This is a genomic window from Cupriavidus sp. YR651 (assembly GCF_900101625.1).
Classification (GTDB): domain Bacteria; phylum Pseudomonadota; class Gammaproteobacteria; order Burkholderiales; family Burkholderiaceae; genus Cupriavidus.
Map to the genome: position 1 here is coordinate 39,201 of NZ_FMYZ01000020.1, position 16,007 is coordinate 55,207.

At 66.6% G+C, this 16,007-nt stretch carries 14 protein-coding genes; 9 read left to right on the plus strand and 5 right to left on the minus strand.

Annotation, left to right across the window (positions count from 1 at the left end):
- The first annotated feature begins 65 nt into the window (after positions 1-65).
- From BLR29_RS29465 to BLR29_RS29485, 5 genes are all read left to right on the plus strand, one after another.
- Complete coding sequence (locus BLR29_RS29465; RefSeq protein WP_092142894.1) at positions 66-821, plus strand: GntR family transcriptional regulator; 756 nt, start codon at positions 66-68, stop codon at positions 819-821.
- A gap of 93 nt (positions 822-914) precedes the next feature.
- Entirely contained in the window at positions 915-2,456 is a 1,542-nt protein-coding gene (locus BLR29_RS29470) for an acetolactate synthase large subunit (RefSeq protein WP_092142969.1), read from the plus strand.
- Positions 2,457-2,493: 37 nt separating this feature from the next.
- The gene (locus BLR29_RS29475; protein ID WP_092142897.1) at positions 2,494-2,742 is read left to right on the plus strand and encodes a DUF1272 domain-containing protein; all 249 of its coding nucleotides are present in this window, start codon (positions 2,494-2,496) and stop codon (positions 2,740-2,742) included.
- 120 nt (positions 2,743-2,862) lie between these two features.
- A complete protein-coding gene (locus BLR29_RS29480) occupies positions 2,863-3,306 on the plus strand; it encodes a Zn-ribbon domain-containing OB-fold protein (protein WP_092142900.1) in 444 nt (147 codons plus the stop codon).
- 4 nt (positions 3,307-3,310) lie between these two features.
- Positions 3,311-4,483 carry a thiolase gene (locus tag BLR29_RS29485; protein WP_092142903.1) on the plus strand — a complete coding sequence of 391 codons (1,173 nt, stop codon included), beginning with the start codon at positions 3,311-3,313 and terminating at the stop codon, positions 4,481-4,483.
- Between the two features lie 80 nt (positions 4,484-4,563).
- Here the strand turns inward: BLR29_RS29485 and BLR29_RS29490 are convergent, their stop codons facing one another.
- Complete coding sequence (locus tag BLR29_RS29490) at positions 4,564-5,502, minus strand: GSU2403 family nucleotidyltransferase fold protein (protein WP_092142906.1); 939 nt, start codon at positions 5,500-5,502, stop codon at positions 4,564-4,566.
- A 338-nt stretch (positions 5,503-5,840) separates the two neighbouring features.
- Here BLR29_RS29490 and BLR29_RS29495 point away from each other — a divergent pair, with 338 nt between their 5' ends.
- Both BLR29_RS29495 and BLR29_RS29500 read left to right on the plus strand, forming a co-directional pair.
- Complete coding sequence (locus BLR29_RS29495; protein WP_092142972.1) at positions 5,841-7,376, plus strand: class I adenylate-forming enzyme family protein; 1,536 nt, start codon at positions 5,841-5,843, stop codon at positions 7,374-7,376.
- Between the two features lie 39 nt (positions 7,377-7,415).
- Complete coding sequence (locus BLR29_RS29500) at positions 7,416-8,381, plus strand: Bug family tripartite tricarboxylate transporter substrate binding protein (protein WP_092142909.1); 966 nt, start codon at positions 7,416-7,418, stop codon at positions 8,379-8,381.
- A gap of 80 nt (positions 8,382-8,461) precedes the next feature.
- On the opposite strand, the gene BLR29_RS29505 is transcribed toward BLR29_RS29500, so the two are convergent.
- From BLR29_RS29505 to BLR29_RS29515, 3 genes are read right to left on the minus strand one after another with little or no spacing between them, the layout of a single operon-like run.
- A complete protein-coding gene (locus tag BLR29_RS29505; protein WP_092142912.1) occupies positions 8,462-9,343 on the minus strand; it encodes an HTD2 family dehydratase in 882 nt (293 codons plus the stop codon).
- A gap of 19 nt (positions 9,344-9,362) precedes the next feature.
- The gene (locus BLR29_RS29510) at positions 9,363-10,745 is read right to left on the minus strand and encodes an MmgE/PrpD family protein (protein WP_092142914.1); all 1,383 of its coding nucleotides are present in this window, start codon (positions 10,743-10,745) and stop codon (positions 9,363-9,365) included.
- Between the two features lie 7 nt (positions 10,746-10,752).
- Complete coding sequence (locus BLR29_RS29515) at positions 10,753-11,922, minus strand: acyl-CoA dehydrogenase family protein (RefSeq protein ID WP_092142917.1); 1,170 nt, start codon at positions 11,920-11,922, stop codon at positions 10,753-10,755.
- 301 nt (positions 11,923-12,223) lie between these two features.
- On the opposite strand from BLR29_RS29515, the gene BLR29_RS29520 reads away from it, so the two are divergent.
- A complete protein-coding gene (locus BLR29_RS29520; protein WP_092142920.1) occupies positions 12,224-13,252 on the plus strand; it encodes a tripartite tricarboxylate transporter substrate-binding protein in 1,029 nt (342 codons plus the stop codon).
- Between the two features lie 37 nt (positions 13,253-13,289).
- Here the strand turns inward: BLR29_RS29520 and BLR29_RS29525 are convergent, their stop codons facing one another.
- On the minus strand, positions 13,290-14,192 hold the full coding sequence (locus tag BLR29_RS29525) for a LysR family transcriptional regulator (RefSeq protein WP_092142923.1): 903 nt from the start codon (positions 14,190-14,192) through the stop codon (positions 13,290-13,292).
- Between the two features lie 128 nt (positions 14,193-14,320).
- Here BLR29_RS29525 and BLR29_RS29530 point away from each other — a divergent pair, with 128 nt between their 5' ends.
- Positions 14,321-15,235, plus strand: a complete 915-nt coding sequence (locus tag BLR29_RS29530) for an SDR family NAD(P)-dependent oxidoreductase (RefSeq protein WP_092142926.1) — start codon at positions 14,321-14,323, stop codon at positions 15,233-15,235.
- The last annotated feature ends 772 nt before the right edge of the window (positions 15,236-16,007 follow it).

Consider the following 16,007-nt stretch of genomic DNA (forward strand, 5'->3'; position numbering starts at 1 on the left):
AGTCTAGCCACCTAGACTTTTATAGAGTCCGGTATCCCCCTGACGCGCCCGCGGGCGCGCTGCGCATGCCGGACGCCCCTGCCACCGACCTTCTCTCCCGTAGCCGCGAGCCCGTCTACCTGCAACTCGCCACCATTTTTCGCCGCCAGATCGAAAGCGGCGTGTGGCGGCCGGGCGAGCAGATTCCGTCGCTCGACGCCCTGTGCCGGCAATACGGCGTGGCGCGGATGACGATGCATCACGCGCTGTCCGAGCTCGACGCCGAAGGCCTGGTGGCCCGCGCGCGCGGCCGGGGCACCTTCGTCAAGGCCGCGGGCCGCGCGCGGCGTCAGCTTGCATTGCCTATCAGCTGGGACCAGGCCGTGGCCGTGGGGGACCAGCTTTCCACCGAGGCGATGGTCGAGTCCACCGCCGATGTGCCGTTGCCCGACGACCTGGGCATGCCCTGCGACGGCCGCCGCGCCGACGCCTATCACTTCCTGCGCCGCGCGCATCGTGTGGACGGCCGTCCGTTTGCCGTGGGCGAGGTCTATATCGCCGCCGATGTGTTCGCGCGCGAACCCGAAGCGTTCCGCCACGGCGCCTCCGTCCCGGTCCTCGATCGTTTTCCCGGCCTCAAGGTCAACGCCGCGCGCCAGCGCCTGTCGATCGTGGCCGCCGGCGCGGCATCGGCCGGTGCGCTGGAGCTGGGCGTGGGCGCGCCGGTCGCGGAGCTGCGCCGCTTTGCCTGCGTCGACAACGTGATCGTCTATTACGCCCGCATCGAATTCCCGACGGAGTACGTCTGCCTGGATTTCGACCTGCTGGCCCCGCATTCCTGACACCCCAACAAGAACGGAACCTGCAACATGGAGACTACCCAACCGATGAGCGGCGCGAATGGTGCGAATGGTGCGAATGGTGCAAACGAAGCGATGAACGGGGCCGAGAGCCTCGTCAAGACGCTGCTGGCCTCCGGCGTGGATACCTGCTTCGCCAACCCGGGCACGAGCGAGATGCACTTCGTCGCCGCGCTGGACCGCATTCCCGGCATGCGCTGCGTGCTCGGGCTGTTCGAAGGCGTCGTCACCGGCGCGGCCGATGGCTATGCGCGCATGGCGGACAAGCCGGCGGCCACGCTGCTGCATTGCGGTCCGGGTCTGGCCAATGGGCTGGCCAACCTGCACAACGCGCGCCGTGCGCAGACACCGATCGTCAATATCATCGGGGATCAGGCCACCTATCACCGTCCGCTCGATGCGCCGCTGACAGCCGACACCGAAGGCTGGGCGCGCCCCGTCTCCGTCTGGACGCGTACCGCCACGCACGCCGCGTCGGTCGGTGCCGATGCCGCCGCCGCCGTGCAGGCCGCGCGTTCCACGCCGGGCGGCGTCGCCAGCCTGATCCTGCCGTCCGACGTGTGCTGGGATGCCGGCGGCCAGGTGGCCGCGCCACTGCCGGCGATTCCGGTGCCCCGCGTGTCGCCCGATGCCGTGCAGCATGCCGCGCGCGTGCTGCGCAGCGGGCAGCCCACGCTGATCGTGCTGGCCGGCAATGCGCTGCGCGAAGGCGCGCTGGCCGATGCCCATCGCATCGCCGCCACCACCGACGCACGCCTGATCACGCCGATGTCGAATGCCCGCGTCACGCGCGGTCAGGGGCGGCTGGCCGTCGATCGCATTCCGTATTCCGGCGATGCCGCGCGCAGCAAGCTGGCGGGCATCCGCAACGTGATCCTGGTGGGCGCGCCGGCACCGGTAACGTTCTTTGCGTATCCCGGCAAGTCGCCGCGCCCCTATCCGGACGATGCCGTGATTCACGTGCTGGCGCGTCCGGAAGAGGACCTCGGCGAGGCGCTGGCGCGTCTGGCCGACGAGCTCGGCGCACGCAAGGCCCCGCTGCCCGCGTCGGCACCGGTGTCGCATGAACCCGCGAAAGGTGCGGTGACATCGGAAGCCGTGGCGCAGACGCTGTCCGCGTTGCTGCCGGAGCAGGCCGTGGTGGTGGAGGAAAGCGTGAGCTTTGGCCGCGCGTTCTACCCCGGCACCGTGCATGCCGCTCCGCACGACTGGCTGCAGCTGACGGGCGGTGCCATCGGCGCCGGCCTGCCGCTGGCCACGGGTGCCGCCATTGCGGCGCCGGATCGCCGCGTGGTGGCGTTGCAGGCCGATGGCTCGGGCATGTACACGCTGCAGTCGCTGTGGACGATGGCGCGCGAGAAGCTGGACGTCACCATCGTGCTGCTGGCCAACCGCAAGTACGCGATCCTGCTGGGCGAGTTGGCCGGCGTGGGCGCCAACCCGGGCAAGACCGCGCTGGACATGCTCGACATCGGCAACCCGGACCTCGACTGGGTCAAGATGGCCAACGGCATGGGCGTGGAGGCCGCGCGCGCCGACAACATGGAAACCTTCGCCGATCTGTTCCGCATGGCCAACCAGCGCAAGGGCCCGTTCCTGATCGAACTGGTGATCTGACCGGCCGGGCTTTCCCGTTTCCCAGTAGGAGATCGCAATGCTGCAACTTCGCCCTGGCTGTGAATGCTGTGACAAAGATCTGCCGCCCGATTCGGCCGACGCCCGCATCTGTTCGTTCGAATGCACGTTCTGTGCGGACTGCGCGGACAAGGTGCTGGCCGGCCGCTGCCCCAATTGCGGCGGCGAGCTGGTGGCGCGCCCGCGCCGGCCCGCTGACAAGCTGGCGCGGCACCCGGCCTCGACCGAGCGCGTGTTCAAGCCCGAGGGTTGCGCCGGCGCTGCGTGAGTGACGCCGCCCCGGGCATCTTCCGCCCGGGGAATTCCAGCCTTCGGGAGATGTGAATGGTCGCGCCGGTGGGCATCGGGCAAGCTGCCCGTCACGACAGATATCGATCAAGGAGCCCCCATGTCTCACCCCGTTGATGCGGCGGCCACGGCGTCCGGTCCGGACAAGCAGTACGCCGAGGCGCTCGCGGCCGGCCAGTTCCGCATCCAGCTGTGCCACGACTGCAATCGCCATGTCTTCTATCCGCGCAATATCTGCCCCCATTGCGGTGGCGACGCGCTGACATGGACGGCGCCCGCCGGCACGGGCACGGTGTATTCGACCAGCGTGGTCCGGCGCAAGCCCGAGGCCGGCGGCGACTACAACGTGGCGCTGATCGACCTCGATGAAGGCGTGCGCATGATGAGCCGGGTGGAGGGCATCGCGCCGAAGGACGTGCGCATCGGCATGCGCGTCAGGGCGCGCGTGGCGGCGGCGAAGCGTGACGCCGCGAGCGAGGCCAAGAATCAGGCTGAAGACCCGTCCGAGCCCGCGCTGGTGGTCTTCGATCCGGTGGAGGGCTGACATCATGCACGCCTCTTCCTTGCGCGGCAGCGTCGCGATTGTCGGCGTGGGCCAGGCCGGCCTGGGCGAAGCCCACGGCAAGACCGAGATGGAAATCCTGGTGGAAGCGGCCAAGGCCGCGGTCCGGGATGCGGGGATGTCGATGCGCGACATCGACGGCATCGCCACCGCCAGTGTCGGCGCGACCATGTGGGTGATGCCCGTGGCCGAATACCTCGGCATCCAGCCGAAATTCGTCGACAGCACGATGATCGGCGGCTCCAGCTTCGTATCGCACATGCTGCCTGCCATGATGGCGCTGGAGGCCGGCCTGTGCGACGCGGTACTGGTCTGCTACGGCAGCAACCAGCGGACGTCGACGGTGGGCCGCGCGGGCATCTCGAAGGTGAGGGCGAAGCTCGATCCGCAGCCCTACGAGAACCCGTACGCGCCGCTGCAGCCGATTACCTCGTACGCGCTGGCCGCGGCGCGGCACATGCATCAGTACGGCACCACGCGCGAGCACCTGGCCGAGGTGGCCGTGGCGGCGCGCAAGTGGGCGCAGATGAACCCGGAAGCGATGATGCGCGACCCGCTCGGCATCGACGATGTGCTGAACGCGCGCATGGTGTCCGATCCGCTGAGCGTGCGCGACTGCTGCCTGGTGACCGACGGCGCCGGCGCGTATGTGATGGTGCGCGCCGACCGCGCGAAGTCGCTGGCGAAGCCGCCGGTGTATGTGCTGGGCAACGCCACGGCGACGTGGCACCGGCAGATCTCGTGCATGCCCGACCTGACCGTGACGGCCGCGAAGGAATCCGGCGAGCGCGCGTTTGCGATGGCGGGCCTCAAGCCGTCCGACGTGGATGTGCTGGAGCTCTACGACGCCTTCACCATCAACACGATCCTGTTTCTCGAAGACCTGGGCTTCTGCGCCAAGGGCGAGGGCGGCGCGTTCGTCGCCGGCGGCGCCATCGCGCCGGGCGGACGGTTGCCGGTGAACACCAACGGCGGCGGCCTGTCATGCGTGCATCCGGGCATGTACGGCATGTTCATCACGATCGAGGCCGTACGGCAGTTGCGCGGGGAATGCGGCGAACGGCAGGTGCAGGGCGCGGAAATCGCGCTGGTGCACGGCAATGGCGGCACGCTGTCGAGCCAGTCGACCGCATTGCTGGGGACGGCAGCCGCGCTGTAACGCGCTGCGGTTTGCTCTGCGGGTGGTGCGGGGCCCGAGCGGCTGCGCTACTGACGTTTGTCGGCAGCGCGGCCCAGGGCTCAGAGCGCCAACCGCTCCTTCGCGACCTGCTCCACGATCGACGCCTGCAACTTGTCCCGCGAGACCTTGAGAGGATCGCGGTTTGGCAACGCAGACATCCAACGTTTGAACTTGGCGAAATCCAGAGGATCGATCGTCCTCATTCGAGCCATCTTTCCGGTGACCGACACGATCGGCACGCTGAAAGGCTTCGCGCCGAGGAGCGCGCTCGCGCGGTGAGCCTGGACCGCCCAGAGATCATCCTCATCGTCGGTCAATCGGAGGGGATGGGGGTCCGTAGTATTGGCGGCCTCGCGGCGAATGATATCGACCTCGAAGCCTTTCGCGTTCACGGCCGTGGAAGGTTGGTCCTCGCGCAACTCGAAGGTTTTATCGACCTTGCGGAGGGCGTTCAGCATCGTCGTGTCCGTCTCCTTCATCTGGGACCAAAACTGAACGCGCTTGCGAGTATCCCAGAGCAGGTCCACATCCCGTGTAGCCAGCGCGCCTTCCTCAAAGCGAACGCCTGCGGCGGCTTCGTAAGCGTAGAGCGCGTGAGTCCCGATGACGATGAAGTGCTCGGCGATATTGAGCTGGTCCAGCATGGCGAGGATCCCAACGAGCAGGTCAGGCGCGCGCCCGACATGCACCGCGCGGTTGATTCGCTGATGCTTCTCCAACTCGTCCCTTAGCGTCTTCACACGCGCTTCGTCGACTTCCTTGCGCGTCTTGAACTTGGTGTAGATGGCCTCTGTTTCTTCGGATCGCGGCCCGACGCTCCGATGGCTTGCGTCCGTGCCTGTCTTGATAAGGTAATCGCGGCCCTTGATCGTCCGCCACACCATGCCGCCGCGGACCTCCGCAGCTTTCTTCCGGGCAGCCTCCAGCGCCTCGAACACCATCTTGGCGTCGATGTATTGTCTCAGGGCGTCCTCGCCGATTTCGAGCCAGCGTTCCATCGTTTCAAAGCAAAATTGTCATTCGTCTAGTTTACTTTGAAACAGCATGTTTTGCGGCGAACTGTTGATGAAAAATATGGATAAAAAGGCGCATTACTGAGGGTATTCGTAAGAAAAATGAAGTTTCAAAGAGAAAATCAGATATTCGAGATTTACTTTGAAACCGGCCCGCGATCTTGGTTTGGCGAGGGCTTTCACAGCTCAGCGCCCGCGCATACTGGGGCGGAAGGCGGCCTTAGGGAATTCGGAATGGCCCCCGGCCCGTGCCGGGGGCACACTGGCCGCGCCGGCTGCATGCGGCATGTGTCATTCCGATCGACCTGTTCATCGTGCGCCCCATGTCCTCATTTCGTCCTGTCCATCTCCACGAGATTCCCCGGTACTGGGCCAGTCGTGCCCCCGACGCGCCGTGTCTGTATGAAGCCGGCGCGGTGATTCGCTACGGCGAATTGATGCACCGCATCGAAGGCGTGCGTGACTGGCTGGCGGCGCAGGGTGTGGGCGTGGGGGACCGCGTGATGGTCGTGGGCGAGAACTGCAGCGAGATGGTGTCGGTGCTGTTTGCCTGCAGCCTGCTGCAGGCGTGGCCGGTCAATGTCAATGCGCGGCTGTCGCCGCGTGAGGTCGACACCATTCGCGCCCATGCGGAACCGCAACTCACGCTGTTCACGGGCAACGTATCCGATGTGGCGGCCGCCCATGCGGCGCGGCTGGGGGCCGTGCCCGCCGGTTGCACGGCGATGTCCGATGGGGTCAGCGCCCTGCGTGCCTCGCACGCGACGGCGCGTGTATCTGACGACGAGGCGCGTGCGGTCGCGACCCTGATCTACACCTCGGGAACCACGGGCGCGCCGAAAGGCGTGATGGTGCCGCACGCGGGCCTGACCCAGTTTGCACGGATCTCCGCGCAGTCACGCGATCTCGGCGCCGGCGACATTGCCTACGCGGCATTGCCGATGTCGCATGTCTTCGGCATCGCCACGGTCCTGATGGCCACGCTGTACGCGGGCGCCGCGCTGTTCCTGCGCCCGCGCTTCGATGCCGACGATGTCTTTGCCGCGCTGGCGTCTCCCGGCGTGACCATCCTGCAAGGCGTGCCGACCATGTTCACGCGCATCATGGCCGTGGCATCGGGCCGTGGGTCGGCCTCATCGTCGCTGGATGCACAGGCGCTGGCGCCCCGCCTGCGCTATCTCTACACCGGCGGCGCGCCGCTCGATCCGACGCTCAAGCGCGACGTGGAGGCGTGGTTCGGCCAGCCCCTGCATCACGGCTACGGCATCACGGAATACGCGGGATCGCTGTTCCTGACGCGCCAGGATGCGCCGCGCGACGATTGCTCCGCCGGCTATATCGTCGAAGGCGTGGAGATTGCCATTACCGATGCGGACGGCTTGCCGGTGCCCGCAGGCGAGCGCGGGCAGATCCGCGTGCGCGGACCCGGCGTGATGCGCGGCTACTATCGCAACCCCGCGCAAACGGCCGAGGCGTTGCTGCCTGGCGGCTGGCTCAATACGGGCGATCTCGGCTACCTGGACGCCGATGGTGCGCTCTTCATCTCCGGGCGGTCGAAGGATCTCATCATCCGTTCCGGCTTCAATGTCTACCCGATCGAGGTCGAGGCGGTCATCAATGCGTTCCCGGGTGTGCGGCAATCCGCGGTGGTGGGCCGGCGCACGCCAGATGGCAACGAGGAAGTGGTTGCCTTCATCGAAACGCATGGGGGCGATCCGGACCGCCCCGCGCTGGACGCCTACCTGCGCGACAGCCTGGCGCCCTACAAACGACCCGCCGAAATCCGCGTGATCGACACCATTCCCACCACGGCCAGCGGCAAGCTGCTGAAGCAGCCGCTGCGCGCGATGCTCGAATAGCCAGGTTCATTCACCGACAAAACCAGATTGGAGGAGACGATGAAAGGATGGAAGACAGCGGTGGCGCTGGGGCTGGCGCTCGCCCAGGGCATGGCGTGGGCGGACGGGTACCCGTCAAGGCCGGTGCGATTGATCGTGGGGTATGCGCCGGGTGGTCCGGTGGATACCGCTGCGCGCACCTATGCGGACTACATGGGACGCGTGCTGAAGCAGCCGGTGGTCGTGGACAACCGCGCGGGCGCGAGCGGTGCGATTGCCGCGGACATGACGGCGAAGTCGACACCGGACGGCTACACGCTCTACTTTGTCGCCAGTCCGACGATGACGATGACACCGCTGATCCAGAAGTCGGTCAACTTCAATCCGCTGAAGGATTTCAGCTACGTGGGGCTGATTACCGACTACACCAACGTGCTGGTGATCAACAAGGACTTCCCGGCGAAGAACGTGCAGGAGCTGGTGGACTATGCGCGCAAGAACCCGGAAGGGGTGGCGTTCGGTTCCGCCGGCGTGGGCGCGTCGAATCACCTTTCGGCGGAACTGCTGGCGCAGATGAGTGGCGTGAAGATGCTGCACGTGCCTTACAAGGGCAATGCGCCGGCCATGGCCGATGTCATGAGCGGCAAGGTCGCCTTCATGTTCGACATTACCGGCACGGCCATCGGCCACGTGCAGGGCGGCAAGGTGCGCGCGCTGGCGGTGACATCGAAGGCGCGCAATGCCGCGATGCCCACGGTGCCAACGATGATTGAGTCGGGGCTGAAGGACTATGACCTGACCGGCTGGTATGCGCTGGTGGGGCCGCCAAAGCTGCCCGCCGACGTGGTCGACAGGCTCGTCAAGGCACAGAAGACAGTGGGCGCGGATCCCGCCTTCCAGCAGAAGATGACGCAGGTGGGATATGACCTGGACGTGACCGGGCCGAAGCCACTGGCGGATCGCATCGAGCGGGAGCTGAACCTGTGGGGCGGGGTGGTGAAGGCGGCAAGAATCCAGGTGGAGTGAGCGGGCGCGGGAGACCGCGCAGGTTGACGCAAAGGCGCGGGAGAACCCGCCGCCTTTGCGTTATCGCGCGTTATTGCGTTTTAGCGTCCAACGTCGGCCCACGCCTGCATGGCTTGCCCGCCGGCGTTGTCGCCGGTCCACAGGATGATCCTGCCGGCGGCCTCCGGATCGTCCCGGCCGCCGACCGTGACCGTGTCCTGATGGAATAGCGGCGCCAGTCCGCGGAAACCGAAGCGACGTACCTTCGCATCCGGGCGCGCGTGCCGCAGCAGTTCCAGTGTCAGCATCGCCTGCAGTGGCCCATGCACGATCAGGCCCGGATAGCCTTCCACATCGCGCACGTAGTCCAGGTCATAGTGGATGCGGTGACCATTGAACGTCAGCGCGGAGAAGCGGAACAGCAGCACGGGGTCCGCCACCAGCTCTCGGCCGAACTGCGCTACCTGCGCCAGGCGGGGACGAGGCGGCTGCGGCTGGCCCTTTTCCGGCATCGCGCGATAGACGATGTCGTGGCGCTCCGTCAGCGCGGTCTCGCCGTCCACCGTGAGCACGTGCTCGACGGTCACGAACCACAGTTCGCCAGTGCGGCCGGACTTGTGCTGGACATCCGTGATCGTCGACGTCCTGGTCACGGAGTCGCCCACGCGCAGGCCGCGCGCAAACGTCAGTTCACCGCCGGCCCACATCCGGCGCGGCAGCGGCACCGGCGGCAGGAAGCCGCCGAGCGCGGGATGGCCATCGGCACCGAGCACGTGCTGCGGCGCGCGCGGCAGGAAATAGAGCCAGTGCCAGAGCGGCGGCAGCGGCTCGCGGGCAACGGCCTCGCCATCGAGATCGAACGTGGCGGCCAGCGCGAGAACGGGCTCTATCGCCAGGGTCTCGGTGCGGGTCTCCGAGCGGCCAATCCATTCGCGCTGCTCGGCGAGGGTCGGGGCGGCGGCGGGGGTGGGGTTTGTAGTCATCGGGATCTCTGCAACAGGTTCAGCAAGCGGCCGGCAGCCAGTTGTCGACGTTGGCCTCGGTTTCCAGTCGCCACACGCGCGCGATGATGGCGCGCATGTCGGCTTCCGTGGCGCCGTGGCGGAAGGCGCCGAGCTGGATCGCCTTGGCCTCCAGTTCGGGCCGCGTCAGCGTATTTTCCGGGTCGCCCTTTGGCACGTCCACGCGTGCCCCCAGCGTGCGGCCATCGGTGGTGCGCACCGTCACGCGACCGATCCACTGGCGCGGATAGGCGGCATTGATTTCGTCATCGAGCGTCATCGACACCTTGTCGCGGAATGCCGCGACCTGCGCATCGCGCAGCGCGTGTTCCTCGAATTCTCCCAGGCCGGCGTGCGCGTACACGGCAACGAGGCCGAGCACCGTGCCCATCGAGAACTTGGCCTGATGGATCGTCGCCGGATTGACCACGGGCCCCAGCACGTCGATGGCACCCTGGTGCACGTGCGCGGTGACAGCGGCGATCTGTTCGGCATGCAGTCCCTCGCGCTGCATCAGCGCCTTGAGGGCGTCGGCGGCGGGGTGGGTGTGGCGGCACGAGGCGAAGAACTTGAACGACGTCTCGGCCGTGGCCCAGCGCGTGCCGAGGCCATCGGTCAGCGCGGCGGGGCTGGCGTCGCTCGACATGCCGGCGGCCATGCCCTGCGCGCCTTCGAGGATCTGGCGGGCACCGGTGAAGCCCGCACGCGCCAGCCACGCCGACTGCAGGCCGTCGGCGGCGGCCTTTGCGGTATGCAACTGCTTGGAATCGGCGGCGTCGCGCAGGAATTCCCACAGGCCCGCAGCCTGTGTGCCGGCGGAGCCGAGCGCCTGGTTGATGCCCTCGGCGTCCATGCCGTACAGCTTGGCGACGGCTGCCGCGGCGGCCAGCGTGCCGACGGTGCCCGTCGTATGGAACACGCGGTAGTGCGAGCGGCCCATGAATTCGCCGATGCGGATGCCGGCCTCGTAGCCGGCGATCGATGCCAGCAGCACCTCGGCACCGCTCTTGCCTTCCGCCTGCGCGGCGGCCAGGACCGCCGGAAACACCACGGCCGCCGGGTGCAGCACCGATCCGTTGTGGACGTCATCCTGCTCCACGACGTGGGAGGATGCGGCGTTGATCAGCGCGGCAAAGTACGGCGACGTGCGGCGACGATCGACGAGGACTTCCGCATCACCGTCGCGCGGCCCCATCGCCGCCGCGAACTCCTGGATGCGGCGAATGGCGGGCGCGTCCTTGCCGGCGATGGCGGAGGCGATCCAGTCCAGGAACAGGTCCTTGGTGCGCTCGATGACCGGCGCGGGCACATCGTCGAGCGTCAGGCGGGCCAGGAATTCGCACAGCCGGCGCGTGGGATAGGTGGTTTCGGCGTTGACGGACATGGCGTGGTCAGAAGGAACGGGGCAGGTCCAGCACGTGTTCGGCCACGTAGGACAGGATGAGGTTGGTGGAGATCGGCGCCACCTGGTAGAGGCGCGTTTCGCGGAACTTGCGTTCGATGTCGTACTCGGCGGCGAAGCCGAAGCCGCCATGCGTCTGCAGGCAGACGTTGGCCGCCTCCCACGAGGCATCGGCCGCCAGCAGTTTGGAGATGTTGGCCTCCTTGCCACACGGCTTGCCGGCATCGAACAGCTGCGCGGCCTTGTAGCGCATCAGGCTGGCCGCTTCCACGTTGACGAACGCGCGCGCGATGGGAAACTGCACGCCCTGGTTCTGGCCGATCGGGCGGTCGAACACGATGCGCTCGCGCGCATAGCCGGTGGCGCGCTCCACGAACCAGTAGCCGTCGCCAATGCATTCGGCGGCGATCAGGATGCGTTCCGCGTTCAAGCCATCGAGGATGTACTTGAGCCCCTTGCCTTCCTCGCCGATCAGGTTCGCGGCGGGAATTTCGAGGTTATCGAAGAACAGTTCGTTGGTTTCGTGATTGACCATATTGCGGATCGGCTGCACGGTCAGGCCGTTGCCGATGGCCTCGCGCAGGTCCACCACGAAGACGGACAGGCCGTCGGACTTCTTCTTCACCTGGTCGAGCGGCGTGGTCCGCGCGAGCAGCAGCATGAGGTCGGAGTGCTGCACGCGCGAGATCCACACCTTCTGGCCGTTGACGACGTACTTGTCGCCCTGCCGCACCGCGGTGGTCTTGAGCTTGGTGGTGTCGGTGCCGGTCGTGGGCTCGGTCACCGCCATCGACTGCATGCGCAGTTCGCCGGAGGCGATACCGGGCAGCCAGCGTTGTTTCTGCGCATCGGAACCGTGGCGCAGCAGGCAGCCCATCACGTACATCTGCCCGTGGCACGCGCCCGAGTTGCCGCCGCTGCGGTTGATCTCCTCCATGATGACCGACGCCGCCGTCAGCGGCAGTCCGGAGCCGCCGTATGCCTCGGGAATCAGCGCGGAGAGCCAGCCGGCCTGGGTCAGCGCCTGCACGAAGGTCTCCGGAAAGGCGTTCTGTTCTTCCACGCGCTGCCAGTAGGCGGAGTCGAATTCGCGGCAGAGATCACGCACGGCTTCGCGGATTTCCGGGTAAATCTGGTCTTGGTCCTGATCTGCAAGCATGGCAATGTCTGTGATTGTCGAGTGGGGTCATTATTCCCGAGGCACCGGGGCGGCGTAATTCGGATTTGCCGAAGCGCGGCTTAGGGGCTGACTTAGGGGCAGGCTCAGGGGCTGGTTCAGGGGTCGAATTCGGAGCTGGCTTCGGGCGAGGGGAAGGCATAAGGGAATGCCCGAGGTCTTCATGCCGGCCTTGTTCCCCCTTCGGCAAATCGGAATTGTGCGCAGGCACGTTTGCTTTCACGCTGCTCACATTCCCATCAAAACGCAGACGCGCGACACGCGCGCTTTCAGGAGACAGCGTATGACCTCATCCAGGCTGGTGCCAGCCGGCGTTGCCCGCAATTGGCCAGGCATGACGTGGGCCGCACTCGGCATGGCCGCGGCGATCGCGATAGCGGCGCCGGTGCGCGGCCACGCGGCGGACGCATTCCCGTCCAAGCCGATCGTGATGGTGGTGCCGTTCGCGGCGGGTGGTCCGACAGATGTCGTGGCGCGCTCGGTGGCCGCGGCGATGTCGAAGTCCCTGGGGCAGAGCGTGGTGGTGGAAAACCGGCTGGGCGCCGGCGGCACCGTGTCGGCGTCGTACGTGGCCAAGGCGGCGCCGGATGGCTACACGATCCTGATCCACCATAACGGCATGGCCACGGCGCCGGCCCTGTATTCGAAGCTGTCGTACAAGCCGCTCACCGACTTTGCCTTTGTGGGCCAGGTGGCTGACGTGCCGATGACGCTGCTGGGTCGGCATGACCTGCCGCCGAACAGCCTGCCGGAACTGGTGACCTACATCCAGAAGAACCAGAGCAAGGTGAACCTGGCCAATGCCGGACTGGGAGCCGTGTCGCAGCTATGCGGCATGCTGTTCCAGAAGGCCATCGGCGTGGATCTGCAGGCGATTCCCTACCAGGGCACCGCGCCGGCGATGACGGCGCTGCTGGGCGGGCAGGTTGACGTGCTGTGCGACCAGACCACGCAGACGCTGCCGCATATCAAGGCCGACAAGGTCAAGCTGTACGGCGTGACTACCGTGGACCGCATCCAGGCGCTGCCGAATGCGCCGACGTTGCGCGAGGGCGGGCTGAAGGGCTTCGAGGTCAAGGTCTGGCACGGCGTGTACGCGCCGAAGGGCACGCCGCCTGCGGTCATCGACAAGCTCAACGGCGCATTGCGTGCGGCGCTGAAGGACCCGGCCGTGGCGGCGCGGCTGCAAGAGCTGGGCGCCGTGATCGTGCCGGAGGACAAGCAGACGCCGGAAGGCTTGCGCACGTGGCTGGCGGCCGAGATCGACAAATGGTCGCCGATCATCAAGGCGGCGGGTGTGAAGGCCGACTGAGCACGAATCATCCTTCGCGCGCGGGCCTTTCAAGTCGTCATACGGGCTCGCGCGCCGCATCCACGAGGTAGTGGATCAGCGTCTCCGCGAACTGCGGCAATTCGCGCCCCGGCCTGCGCACCAGCCGTATCTCGCGCCGGGCCCAGTCGTCTTCCAGGCGGATGAAGCGCAGCACCTTGCGGCTGGCGTAGCGGCGCGCGCAACTGTTCGGCACGATGGCGATGCCCGCGCCGGCTTCCACCATCCGGCACACCGCGTCGAAGCTCCCCACCTGGATCCGCAGGCTGATCCGCTTGCCCATGCCACTGGCGATGCGGTCGAGGAATGACTGGATCGCCGAGAACTGGTTCAGGCCGACAAAGCGGCAGCTATCGAGCAGATCGGCGAAATGCAGCGTCTTGAACGCCGGCAGCGGGTGATTGACGGGCGCGATGACGATCAGCTCGTCACTGCACAACTGCATGGCGTCCAGGTCCTCCGTGGCCACCTCGCCCGCCACGATGCCGAGATCCGCGGCGCCGGCGCTGATGGCCGAGACGATTTCCGCCGACAGGTGTTCTTCCAGCTCGATATCGACATCCGGGTTTTCCGACAGGAAGCGCGACAGCGCCGTGGCCAGGAATGAATTGGTGGCGGTGGTATTGGCCAGCAGCCGCACGCGGCCCTTGACGCCCTTGGCATAGGGCCGCAGGTCCGAATGCAGGCATTCAAGCTCGCGAAACACTTCCCGCGCGTGGCGCAGCAGCGCGTCGCCGGCGGGCGTCAGCCGCACGCCCTTGACCTGGCGGATCAACAGCTGGGTCTGGAACGCTTCCTCCAGCTGCTTGATGCGCGTGCTGGCGGCGGGAAGGGAAAGGAAGCTGCGTTCAGCCGCCCGCGTCAGGTTTTCGGTTTCCCCGACATTGAGGAACAGCCGCAGGTCAGTCAGGTCGTAGTGCATGGCTTCCGTCGGGCCTAAGCCCACTTTTGTGATTCGTGAATTCCAAAGCGTCGGCCATCAATCTATCGTATCCGGCGCAGCAATAAAACGGGTACCTTCCCCGTATCGCACGACAAAGGAGTGAGGCAATGAGCGGTTTGATGGCAGGCAAGGTGGTGCTGGTTACCGGCGCGGGCGGTGGCATCGGGCGCGGGATCGCGCTGGGCATGGCGGCGGCGGGTGCCAGGGTGGTGGTCAATGACCTGGGCGTGTCGATGAGCGGCGAGGGCGGCGACAAGGGACCGGCGGAGCGCGTGGTGGAGGAAATCCGTGCCGCGGGTGGCGAGGCGGTGGCCAGCACGGACAGCGTGTCCAGCTGGAGCGGCGCCAATGCCATCGTGCAGTGCGCGCTCGATCAGTTTGGCCGCATCGATGCCGTGGTCAACAATGCCGGCAACCTGCGCGACCGCATGTTCTTCAAGATGAACGAGGAGGAATGGCGCTCGGTGATTGACGTCCACCTCAACGGCACATTCTTCGTCAGCCGCGCGGCGGCCAACTATTTCAAGGACCAGGAAAGCGGGGCGTTCGTCCACATGACCTCGACGTCCGGCCTGATCGGCAACCTCGGGCAGGCCAATTACTCGGCGGCCAAGCTGGGGATTGCCGCGTTGTCGAAGTCCATCGCGTTGGACATGGCGCGCTTCAACGTGCGATCCAACTGCATCGCGCCGTTCGCGTGGAGCCGCATGACCAGCTCGATCCCGGCCGAGACGCCGGAAGAGCGCGCACGAGTGGCCCGGCTGCAGAAGATGGAAGCGGGCAAGATCGCCCCGGTGGCCGTGTTTCTGGCCAGCGATGCGGCACATGAGGTCAATGCGCAGATCTTCGCCGTGCGCGCCAACGAAATCATGCTGATGAGTCAGCCCCGCCCGGTGCGGTCGGTCCATACCAGCGAAGGCTGGACGCCCGAGACCGTGGCGGAGATCGCCATGCCGGCGATGCGCGGCAGCTTCTATCCGCTGGAGCGCTCGCCCGACGTGATCAACTGGGATCCGATCTGACCGACGGCGCCGTCCGCGACGGCCAGCGCGCCTCTCGCCGGGCCGTCGGCGATCGAGGGTCGGGCGACGCTTGCCGATCGATGGCATTCGGATGGGTGTGATGTGCGAGCCGCTTGCTGCCGTCGCGCAAGACGGCTCATGCGGCCTCACGGGCGCGTTGCGCAGGCGGCTTGCGCACGCTTGTTCAATGGATGGACCCACGAATCCGCGCCAGCATGCGCGTGACATGATGCGCTGCGACAAACGCGCATTCGTGCTGCGCCGCAGCGCAGGCAGTCTTGCTCCGCAGCACGCATGGCACGCAATCTGCTCAGCAGTGCACATGGCAGCGGACGGATGGAGACTGCGCACCCGCAAGGTGCGCGCGCTACAGCGATGCCGCCGGGAGAACTCAAAACAGTGCAGATGCCGAAAGGCAGGCCGTGGTCCGCGATGGCTGGCGGGCTCGCCTGCGGGGGTGTCTCGATGGCTGGAAGCCCCGGCCGATTCGGTGCGCGTGGTGCTGACGAAGCGATCGACCGGCAACTGCGGATGACTGGCACTCGCGGACCGACAGTGCTGATGTGCATGGACAGGTCTGCGTCATCCTGTCGCAGCGTGGCCTGTAGTGTCGTCGTGTCGATGGAGCGCGCGGATCGGTGGAGGAAGCGCCCCTATCGCGCGCATGGAATTTGAATGCGGCATTGCGTGGCGACGATGGATTCCGCGTCACGCGTTTTATGTGAAAGTGGCAGGACGTCATGCATAAATCGTTCGTTCGCATGATGTCATG

Coding starts and splice junctions, on each gene's coding strand:
- BLR29_RS29465 (WP_092142894.1), top strand. CDS start 66: ATGCCGGACGCCCCTGCCACCGACCTTCTCTCCCGTAGCCGCGAGCCC.
- BLR29_RS29470 (WP_092142969.1), top strand. CDS start 915: ATGAACGGGGCCGAGAGCCTCGTCAAGACGCTGCTGGCCTCCGGCGTG.
- BLR29_RS29475 (WP_092142897.1), top strand. CDS start 2,494: ATGCTGCAACTTCGCCCTGGCTGTGAATGCTGTGACAAAGATCTGCCG.
- BLR29_RS29480 (WP_092142900.1), top strand. CDS start 2,863: ATGTCTCACCCCGTTGATGCGGCGGCCACGGCGTCCGGTCCGGACAAG.
- BLR29_RS29485 (WP_092142903.1), top strand. CDS start 3,311: ATGCACGCCTCTTCCTTGCGCGGCAGCGTCGCGATTGTCGGCGTGGGC.
- BLR29_RS29490 (WP_092142906.1), bottom strand. CDS start 5,502: ATGGAACGCTGGCTCGAAATCGGCGAGGACGCCCTGAGACAATACATC.
- BLR29_RS29495 (WP_092142972.1), top strand. CDS start 5,841: ATGTCCTCATTTCGTCCTGTCCATCTCCACGAGATTCCCCGGTACTGG.
- BLR29_RS29500 (WP_092142909.1), top strand. CDS start 7,416: ATGAAAGGATGGAAGACAGCGGTGGCGCTGGGGCTGGCGCTCGCCCAG.
- BLR29_RS29505 (WP_092142912.1), bottom strand. CDS start 9,343: ATGACTACAAACCCCACCCCCGCCGCCGCCCCGACCCTCGCCGAGCAG.
- BLR29_RS29510 (WP_092142914.1), bottom strand. CDS start 10,745: ATGTCCGTCAACGCCGAAACCACCTATCCCACGCGCCGGCTGTGCGAA.
- BLR29_RS29515 (WP_092142917.1), bottom strand. CDS start 11,922: ATGCTTGCAGATCAGGACCAAGACCAGATTTACCCGGAAATCCGCGAA.
- BLR29_RS29520 (WP_092142920.1), top strand. CDS start 12,224: ATGACCTCATCCAGGCTGGTGCCAGCCGGCGTTGCCCGCAATTGGCCA.
- BLR29_RS29525 (WP_092142923.1), bottom strand. CDS start 14,192: ATGCACTACGACCTGACTGACCTGCGGCTGTTCCTCAATGTCGGGGAA.
- BLR29_RS29530 (WP_092142926.1), top strand. CDS start 14,321: ATGAGCGGTTTGATGGCAGGCAAGGTGGTGCTGGTTACCGGCGCGGGC.